This is a genomic window from Leptolyngbya sp. FACHB-36 (assembly GCF_014695955.1).
Lineage (GTDB): Bacteria > Cyanobacteriota > Cyanobacteriia > Leptolyngbyales > Leptolyngbyaceae > FACHB-36.
On the sequence record NZ_JACJPG010000653.1, the window covers coordinates 1 to 8,606 of the forward strand.

General features: G+C 55.4%; 8 protein-coding genes. 2 read left to right on the top strand and 6 right to left on the bottom strand.

Features of this window, described 5'->3' with window-relative positions; all coding sequences use genetic code 11:
- A partial coding sequence (locus tag H6F43_RS20165) for a YbaY family lipoprotein (RefSeq protein ID WP_190344817.1) occupies positions 1-367 on the top strand: 367 nt, incomplete at its 5' end.
- A gap of 54 nt (positions 368-421) precedes the next feature.
- Here the strand turns inward: H6F43_RS20165 and accC are convergent.
- Together accC and H6F43_RS20175 are read right to left on the bottom strand one after the other, a co-directional pair.
- Positions 422-1,777: an acetyl-CoA carboxylase biotin carboxylase subunit gene (accC, locus tag H6F43_RS20170; RefSeq protein WP_190344819.1), complete on the bottom strand. Its 1,356-nt coding sequence runs from the start codon at positions 1,775-1,777 to the stop codon at positions 422-424.
- 88 nt (positions 1,778-1,865) lie between these two features.
- Complete coding sequence (locus H6F43_RS20175) at positions 1,866-2,570, bottom strand: DUF2459 domain-containing protein (protein ID WP_206754590.1); 705 nt, start codon at positions 2,568-2,570, stop codon at positions 1,866-1,868.
- 130 nt (positions 2,571-2,700) lie between these two features.
- Between H6F43_RS20175 and H6F43_RS20180 the strand changes: the two genes are divergently transcribed.
- On the top strand, positions 2,701-4,005 hold the full coding sequence (locus H6F43_RS20180) for a tellurite resistance TerB C-terminal domain-containing protein (protein WP_190344823.1): 1,305 nt from the start codon (positions 2,701-2,703) through the stop codon (positions 4,003-4,005).
- A 1-nt stretch (position 4,006) separates the two neighbouring features.
- Here the strand turns inward: H6F43_RS20180 and mtnA are convergent, their stop codons facing one another.
- The 4 genes from mtnA to dxs all read right to left on the bottom strand — a co-directional run bounded on the left by mtnA (position 4,007) and on the right by dxs (position 8,195).
- On the bottom strand, positions 4,007-5,065 hold the full coding sequence (gene mtnA, locus H6F43_RS20185) for an S-methyl-5-thioribose-1-phosphate isomerase (RefSeq protein ID WP_190344825.1): 1,059 nt from the start codon (positions 5,063-5,065) through the stop codon (positions 4,007-4,009).
- A gap of 20 nt (positions 5,066-5,085) precedes the next feature.
- Entirely contained in the window at positions 5,086-5,682 is a 597-nt protein-coding gene (locus H6F43_RS20190) for a GNAT family protein (RefSeq protein WP_190344827.1), read from the bottom strand.
- 6 nt (positions 5,683-5,688) lie between these two features.
- Complete coding sequence (locus tag H6F43_RS20195; RefSeq protein ID WP_190344829.1) at positions 5,689-6,228, bottom strand: GNAT family N-acetyltransferase; 540 nt, start codon at positions 6,226-6,228, stop codon at positions 5,689-5,691.
- Positions 6,229-6,290: 62 nt separating this feature from the next.
- The gene (gene dxs / locus H6F43_RS20200) at positions 6,291-8,195 is read right to left on the bottom strand and encodes a 1-deoxy-D-xylulose-5-phosphate synthase (RefSeq protein WP_190344831.1); all 1,905 of its coding nucleotides are present in this window, start codon (positions 8,193-8,195) and stop codon (positions 6,291-6,293) included.
- Between the last annotated feature and the right edge of the window lie 411 nt (positions 8,196-8,606).

Below are 8,606 nucleotides of genomic sequence, written 5' to 3' on the forward strand. Positions count from 1 at the left end.
GTCCACAGCGCCCCGTCCTACTGCCGTGGTTACAGGCACCGTCTTTTATTTACAGCGGATTGCGCTTCCGCCCAGTGCGGTTGTCGAAGTTAAGCTGCTGGATGTCAGCCGCCCTGATGCGCCTGCGGTGACGATCGCCGAGCAAACCCTACCAACTAAGGGCAAGCAGGTGCCGATTTCGTTCTCGCTAACGTACGATCCCACCAAAATTCTGCCGACCCATGACTACGTAGTGCAAGCGCGAATTTTGGTCGATGGCTCCCCGCGCTGGATCAACACCAGCCGCTACGCTGTGATTACTCAAGGCAATCCCACTCAAGTAGATGTGCGCGTGGATATGGTGAATTCTAACAACCAACCCAACTGACGATCGATCCCCTCAAACCGCATGGGCGTCTAGGCAGCGCGAATTAGGCGGCTTCTATCCAATGCGCTTCATCATCACCTGTTCGACAAAGTTGGTGTACACGTCGCCCCGCTGAAACTCTGGGGTTTCTAGAATCCGCTGATGGAAGCTGATCGTCGTCGGTAAGCCCGTGACGGCGCATTCGCGCAGCGCTCGCTGCATCCGCTTGATCGCCGATGGACGATCGCTGCCCCAAACAATCAGTTTGCCGATGAGCGAATCGTAGTAGGGCGGGATCTCATAGTCGGTGTAGACGTGGGAGTCCATGCGCACGCCTGGACCGCTGGGAGGCAGGTAGCCGCTGATGCGACCGGGATTGGGGCGGAAATTGTGATCCGGGTCTTCGGCGTTGATGCGGCACTCGATCGCGTGTCCGCGCAGCATCACCTGATCCTGCGTTAGCTTCAGTGGCTCACCCTGAGCGATGCGAATCTGTTCCGCGATCAAATCCAGCCCTGTAATCATTTCAGTCACAGGATGCTCGACCTGAATGCGGGTGTTCATCTCCATGAAGTAAAACTCGCCGGACTTGTCGAGCAAGAATTCCACCGTTCCTGCGCCCAGGTAGTTAATCGCCTTGGTAGCAAGGACAGCCGCCGCGCCCATTTTGTCGCGGAGTTCTGGCGACAGCGCTGGACTGGGTGCTTCTTCCAGCAGCTTTTGGTGCCGACGCTGAATCGAGCATTCCCGCTCGCCCAAGTGGATCACATTCCCATAGCTATCTGCCAGCACCTGAAATTCAATGTGGCGCGGACTCTGCACAAACTTTTCCAGGTAGACGCCCGGATTACCGAAGGCGGCAGCGGCTTCCCCTTGGGCAGCGGCAAACAGCTTGCTGAGGCTATTATCGTCGTGCACAAGGCGCATTCCGCGTCCGCCGCCGCCTGCCGTGGCTTTGATAATCACGGGGTAGCCAATTTTGCGGGCGATCGCCCGCGCCTCGGTTTCATCCAGCAGCAGCCCCGTGCTTCCAGGAACGGTTGGCACGCCCACGCGCTGCATTGTTTTCTTGGCGGTGGACTTGTCGCCCATGCCTCGGATTGCCTCTGGCGACGGACCAATGAAGGCAATTTGGTGGTCGGCGCAAATCTCCGCAAAGCGAGCGTTTTCTGCCAGAAAGCCGTAGCCGGGGTGAATTGCCGTCGCGTTGCGCGTCAGCGCCGCCGCAATGATGTTGGGAATGTTGAGGTAGCTTTTGCTGCTGGGAGGTTCACCAATGCACACCGCTTCATCTGCCAGTTGTACATGCAGCGAGTGGCGATCGATCGTGGAGTGGACGGCGACCGTGGCAATCCCTAGCTCCTCGCAGGTGCGAATAATCCGTAGGGCGATCTCTCCGCGATTAGCAATCAAAATTTTGGAAAACTGCATGTTCGTTGACTGATTCCGTAATCAGTAGGATAAACGCTTCCGAGGGAGACTGGGAGGTTTGGGGAGAAATTGGCGCTTAACTTGACGTTTAGGATCCACTGATTTTGCAGGAGCAGCCATTTCGGACTTGACGCATGACGACAGTGGCGAGTCCGTCCCAAACTGGTGTGTTGACTTGGGCAGCGCGGAGTCCTTCTGCGGTCCAGGAGTTGCAGGTTCGCAGCACCGAATAGTGACCATGAGCTGCATAAAAGCTGCTGGTTCCTTCCCGATCGCTGCCCAACCGAATCGGTCCTTGATCGCCGACTTGAAACGATCCGGCAATAAACGTCATCAGCGCTTGGTAGTCGCGCTGACCGAGCCGAATGCAGTTGAGTTCCTCATTTGGGTAGTGGGGAATGTCTGTATGACCTTTTACCAGCAGTGCCGAGGCGTTGGACGGTGCAAACAGCGCTCTCAGCGCGTCGGTAGGCTGCACTCGATCCCACGAGGGCGTATTCATGTAGAAAGCACGATCGCCCCAGCCAAACTGAAGATAGCGGTAGGGGGACTGAGGCGCACGATCTCTGAGCTCGTTCAGGTTCAAGCGCTGGCTCCAGTCAAACGCCGCGGTACGAACCGGAACGAACAAATTGACGTGAAACCCATCGCTGGAGACGTAGATGACATGCTCACAGTTGCCGCTGCGCGGCAGGCTCCCCCACTGACGTGGCGTCAGCGCTGCGATCGTCAGCACCGCGCCGATCGCCAGCACCCCACCTGCGACCCATTTCAACACTGCCCTAAGTTGCATCACCGCTGACTCCTGCCTGATTTTTCGTACAGTGCCTACATTGTTCAACCTGTGCTACGCCACCTCAGTACAGATTGACTACTATTAATGCAGAGAAGACGTACCATGAAGCTACATTGGTAATTTAGCGATGGTAAACAGTCGGCTGCTTCTGGGGTTTGTTGCCTTCATCGTCAGTTTTGTACTCAGCTTGGTGACAAGTCGTGACGTGGGTAGAGCGATCGCCACGGCATTCATCACGCTCCCTGCTGTGTACCTAGCGGCGGCGGTAGTGCATCGGCGATCGTTGGGGCGGTTAGAGCAGCGCATTTTCACCCTTAAGGAGCACATTTACGCCTTGCAGCAGCGGCGAATGGAAGTCTATCAGGAATTCGCCGAAATTGCGGCGGAGAAGGAGCAGGCTGCCCTGATGTTAAATTCCATCCAGCACCAACTCCAGCAGCGACATTTGCCCAGCGCCCCGTTGCCGTCGCAGCCAAACCTGAGTTGGGATCTGTCGATGCCGCCGGGTGTCATGCCCGTTCCGCCCTATGCGCTTCCGACTGAGTTGCAGGTTCCAGCAGAGCCTGAAAATTTGGACGTTGCTCTTTCGGAGGCGGTCGTCCGACGACGCAAAATTGAATCGAGTCTCAATGCGCTTCAGGCAGAGCTACAGCAGCTCAACACTCAGGTCGTCGAACAGCGCCAGACCCGCAACCATCTAGCACGAGAACTGACCACCCTTACTGCTCAGAAGCAGCAGCTAGAGGAGACCTCTGGCACTCTCAAGGCAGACATCCAGGAGCTAGAGCGCTGCCGCGATGAGCTAGAGCAGTTCTTGTCCTACACCGAAACCAAGAAACAAGAGCTAGAAACCGGGTCTCATCCGCTCCAGATTGCCCTCAAGCAGCTCCAGACGCAGATCAACACGCTGCACACCGAGCTTGGCGAACTGGACACCCAGATTGAAGACCGCCGCCGCTTAAAAGAGGACTTGGACCGCACCTTGTCTGCCCCCAGAAGCGGAACCTCGTCCAAATCAGGTGGTAAAAACGGACAGACGGCGAAAGCATCGGCAAAGGCGGTCCCTCTAACGCAGGCTGTTAACACTTCGGTTTCAAGCCCACCTGCCGTACCTGTTACGCTTCCGAGCCTGTCCAAATCTGAGAAATCGGCTGACCTACCAGCCGAGTGGACCCAGTTTATGCTGCAGCTGCCGGAATACGAATTTCAGGTGCTCAAGGCGATCGTCGAGCAGCCCAATCCTGCTCCACTGATCAAGCAAGTGGCAGAAGCCAATCTGACCATGCCGGAACTGCTGCTCGATTCGATCAACGAGCGCGCCCTCGACACGATCGGTGATCTGATCATCGACTCTGGTAACGGTCGCCCTGCCGCGATTGTCCGCGACTATCAATCCTTTGTAGCAGCCTTAGTCCACGCCTACGAGTTCTGAATCAAACCACCCGTTTAGTCGCTAGCTCTGCCTGTAAACTCGCCGGGGCGATCGCACCATATTCCGTCACGATGGCAGTAATTAGCCTGGCAGGCGTTACATCGAACGCAGGATTGTAGAACTCCGCTCCGCTTGGGCAGAGCGTCGTATCGCCAATTTCATAAATCTCGCTGGGGTGGCGCTCCTCGATCGGGATTTGGCTGCCATCACCGATAGCAAAGTCGATCGTGGACAGCGGAGCCGCGACGTAGAACGGGATGTTGTGGGCTTTCGCCACCAGCGCCACGCTGTAGGTCCCGATCTTGTTGGCGGTATCGCCATTGGCGGCGATGCGATCGGCTCCCACAACAACCGCATCAATCATGCCGCGCTGCATACAGTGCGCCGCCATATTGTCGGTGATGACTGTAACCGGAATGCCTTCCTGGACGCACTCCCATGCCGTTAGCTTGGCACCCTGTAAGCGAGGACGAGTTTCATCTGCGAAAACGCGCTCTAGTCGCCCTGCGCTCCAGGCAGAGCGAACTACACCCAGAGCCGTCCCGTACCCTGCGGTCGCCAGTGCCCCAGCGTTGCAGTGGGTCAGAATCCGCAGCTTTCCAGGCTTGGATGGCAACGCGGCTAGCCCATAATCGCCAATCTGTTGACACGTCCGGATGTCGTTGGCGTTGATTGCCTGCGCCGTTTCTAACAGCACGGTCTTCAGATGTTCCACCGGACCGAGGGTTTGATGGGCAGTTTTCGTCATGCGATCGATCGCCCAAAACAAGTTCACTGCCGTTGGACGAGTGGAGCGGAGCCGCTTTGCCACCTCTTCTAGCTGAGTCAGAAAGGTGTCTCGATCGGTCGTTTGAATCTCCCGCGCTCCCAAGTAGACACCATAGGCAGCGGCAACGCCGATCGCGGGAGCGCCCCGCACCACCATGGTTTCGATCGCCCACGCCATATCGTCGTAGCGAGTAATATCTACAACCGCGTACTCATTCGGCAGGCGGGTTTGGTCAATGAGATGAACGCGATCGTGGTGCCACGTAACGGGGTAAACCTGAGTTGATGACATGAGGAGGTGGTGGGTGACGGTTACAGAGATGAATGCCAGTCTCGCTTTAGGAGTGAAAAGCAGCGCAGATCCCAAAAGCAATGCTTCCAAAAGCCATACTCTCGCAAAATGCCTTCCTCGACAAATCCGAGGCGGCTGAGCAAGTGGCTCGATCGCTGGTTGTCCAGCATAACAAACGCTTCAATGCGGTTCAAGTTGAGCACACCAAAGCCATAAGCAAGCATTGGCTGAAGGGCTTCTCGCATGTAGCCGTGCCCCCAGTGAGTCCGCTTGAGTTCGTAGCCAATGATACCTCGCGCACCCCGCAAAATGAGATTATTGTAGCCGCAGGTGCCGATTACCTGGTGGGTCGATCGTAGCGTTACCGCCCAGCGCATCCCTTCACCGCTGGCAAACCGCTGCTGCATCCGAGCAATGAATCGCTCAGCCTGCTCTACGACGGTGTAGGGATCGCAATCGTAGTATTGGGTGACTTCAGCGTTTGAGCAAATCTCGTAAACATCCTGCACATCCGATGGCTCTAGCTGACGTAGGTGTAGACGATCGGTTTCCAGAACTGGAAAGGGTTTCGTTAGCTGTGGTGGCTCCATTGGTAAGCTCTTGTTTAAGAACAGCATGACTGCTTAATGTTGACACAGCGATCGCTGCATCTCGAATCGAACATGCTGCTTGTTGCCAAACGTTTTTGGCGGCAGTGTTCGGCTTGTTTCAAACCCTATACTCTGCCAAAAACGGGCACCTTTGGGATTTTCTGTTAGCACACATAAGCGAATCTGTTGCGCTCCACGAGAGTTTAACCACTGCTCAAGCGCGGCATACACCTGGCTCCCTACTCCCCGACTGCGCCAGTCAGGGTCAAGCATCATTAGCCCTAGATACCACACGCCTGCGTCAGGGTAATCACGAATAACCTCAATGACGCCGATCGCGCGATCGCACGACTCAAAGATCCCCAGCACAGCCTTATCGTCGTCGCTTTTTCCTGGTGGAAGCTCTTCCAACACTTCACGACCTGCTGAAGGCGATGGACGTAAGTCATCGGTCAGGAAGTAATAGTCTATACAGCGCTTTACCAAATCTTGCAGCAGCGATTCAGCAGTTTGGTTAAGCTGTCGAACCTGGTAGTCACCGACCTGAAGCGGAAGCCCTTCAAATTTCGTCACGGTACGCCACATCTACAGGGCTGAGCGGGGTGAGTTCAACCCACCCCCTTGCCATTCACTGCTTAAACACCGATCGTCGATGGATGACGGCTAAACAGCTTCAGAATCCGCTCTGCCATTTGCGGCGGCATCAAGCCCAAATCGGCTTTGGACTCGTTGGGTTCTGCGTGATCCACCAGCTTGTCGGGAACGCCAATGCGGGTAAGGGGCACAGCAATGTCCGCGTCGAGCAGACTTTCAGCAACCACAGAGCCAAATCCACCCGGAAGGCAGCCCTCCTCCAGCGTCACCACGCGTCCAATTTGCTGAGCCAGCGGCAGAATCAGCTCCGTATCCAGTGGTTTAGCAAAGCGAGCATTCACCACCGTTGCTTCGATGCCGTGCTCACTGAGAATCTCAGCCGTCTGCATTGCCGGGTAGACCATCGAGCCGTAGCCAAGCAGCAGCAGATCGTCACCGTGGCGAAGAATTTCGCCCTTGCCGATCGGCAGTGCCTCCCAACCTTCCTCCATCAGTGGCACACCGTACCCGTTTCCTCTCGGATAGCGCAGGGCGATCGGTCCCGTGTGCTGAATTCCAGTAACGATCATCTGCTGTAACTCTGCTTCATTCTTGGGAGCCATCAGCACCATATTCGGGATGCAGCGCAGGTAAGCGATGTCGTACATGCCTTGGTGCGTCGGTCCATCTGCACCGACAATGCCCGCTCGGTCCAGGCAGAAGAACACTGGCAAGTTCTGAATACAGACATCATGAACAATTTGGTCAAAGGCGCGCTGTAGAAAGGTGGAATACACAGTGACAACCGGACGCATTCCCTCACAGGCAAGTCCAGCCGCCAGCGTCACCGCGTGCTGCTCCGCAATGCCCACGTCAATGTACTGATCTGGAAGATGCTTTTGTAGAATATCTAGACCTGTGCCCGTTGCCATTGCTGCCGTAATGCCAACGATCCGCGAGTCGTTTTCTGCCAGCTTAGTTAGTGTTTCGCCAAACACCTTGGAGTAGCTGGGTGGCTTGGGCTTGCTGGAAGGAATCGCCTTGCCCGTTGCTAGATTAAACGGATTTTGAGCGTGATAGCCGACCTGATCCTTCTCAGCTACCTCATAACCCTTGCCTTTAACGGTAGCCACATGGACTAGAACGGGTCCCGTATGCTGGTGCGCTTCCTGGAATGTAGCGATCAGTTCTTCCAGGTTGTGTCCGTCGATCGGTCCCATGTAGGTGAAGCCCAACTCCTCGAACACGGCTCCGACCTTAGGCACCGCCAACCGCTTCATGCCTTCCTTGACCCGACCCAGTTCCGGTGCGAGCGAGTCGCCCACAAATGGCAAATGCTTGAATTGCTCCTCTAGGTTATCGGCAAGGAACTGCACAGGCGGACTGAGGCGCAGCTTGTTTAAATAGCGGGGAATTGCGCCAACATTGGGAGAAATTGACATTTCGTTGTCGTTAAGCACGACCATCAGATTCGTTTTGGGTAGGTGACCTGCGTGGTTAATCGCTTCCAGCGCCATACCACCCGTCAAGGCTCCGTCACCAATGACCGCAACGACTTTGTGCTTCTCGCCCTTCAGATCCCGCGCTAGCGCCATTCCTAACGCTGCCGAGATGCTAGTAGACGCGTGTCCCGCTCCAAAGTGATCAAACTTGCTTTCACAACGCTTTAGATAGCCCGCCACACCGTCTTTCTGCCGCAGCGTATGGAAGCGGCTGTAGCGCCCAGTAAGCAACTTGTGTGGATATGCCTGGTGCCCCACGTCCCAGGTTACTTTGTCGCGATCGAGATCCAAGGTTTGATACAGGGCAAGGGTCAGTTCCACCACGCCCAAACCTGGTCCCAAATGCCCTCCACTGGCCGCCACGGTTTGTAGATGCTTTTCACGAATTTGCCGGGCGACTTGCTGGAGTTGATAAATCGACAACCCATGCAACTGGTTCGGGTGGGTTAGTTCACTCAGATGCATACCGAGGTATCCTCTGGACTGTTTAAATGGATTCCTATACCTTTACCACTGTAGTGGATTCAAGCGTGTGAAATTGATGACACTGGATGCAAATCTTTTGAATGCAGTCAATAAAGCAGTAAAGCAGTCATCGCTCCAGGGTAGGAAGTGTGCCAGAATCACTTAACACTGTGCACTGTCAGTGCTACGACCAGAATTGAAAAATGAGCAGACCTGGCTTGTCAGGCGCTATTCTAAAGGCGGTTCCGTCACACGGCTCTGTTTGGCTAAATTCAACCTGTGTATTATGAGTAACATCCCATCTTCATCCAGCGTGATGTCCATAAAGAATCTTGCCTGTATCAGCACGATCGTTAGCTTGCTTACAGTAGCCGCCTCACCCGCACTGGCAATTTTTGGATTTGGCGACAG

Coding starts and splice junctions, on each gene's coding strand:
- H6F43_RS20190 (WP_190344827.1), bottom strand. CDS start 5,682: ATGCTGTTCTTAAACAAGAGCTTACCAATGGAGCCACCACAGCTAACG.
- H6F43_RS20175 (WP_206754590.1), bottom strand. CDS start 2,570: ATGCAACTTAGGGCAGTGTTGAAATGGGTCGCAGGTGGGGTGCTGGCG.
- mtnA (WP_190344825.1), bottom strand. CDS start 5,065: ATGTCATCAACTCAGGTTTACCCCGTTACGTGGCACCACGATCGCGTT.
- dxs (WP_190344831.1), bottom strand. CDS start 8,195: ATGCATCTGAGTGAACTAACCCACCCGAACCAGTTGCATGGGTTGTCG.
- H6F43_RS20180 (WP_190344823.1), top strand. CDS start 2,701: ATGGTAAACAGTCGGCTGCTTCTGGGGTTTGTTGCCTTCATCGTCAGT.
- accC (WP_190344819.1), bottom strand. CDS start 1,777: ATGCAGTTTTCCAAAATTTTGATTGCTAATCGCGGAGAGATCGCCCTA.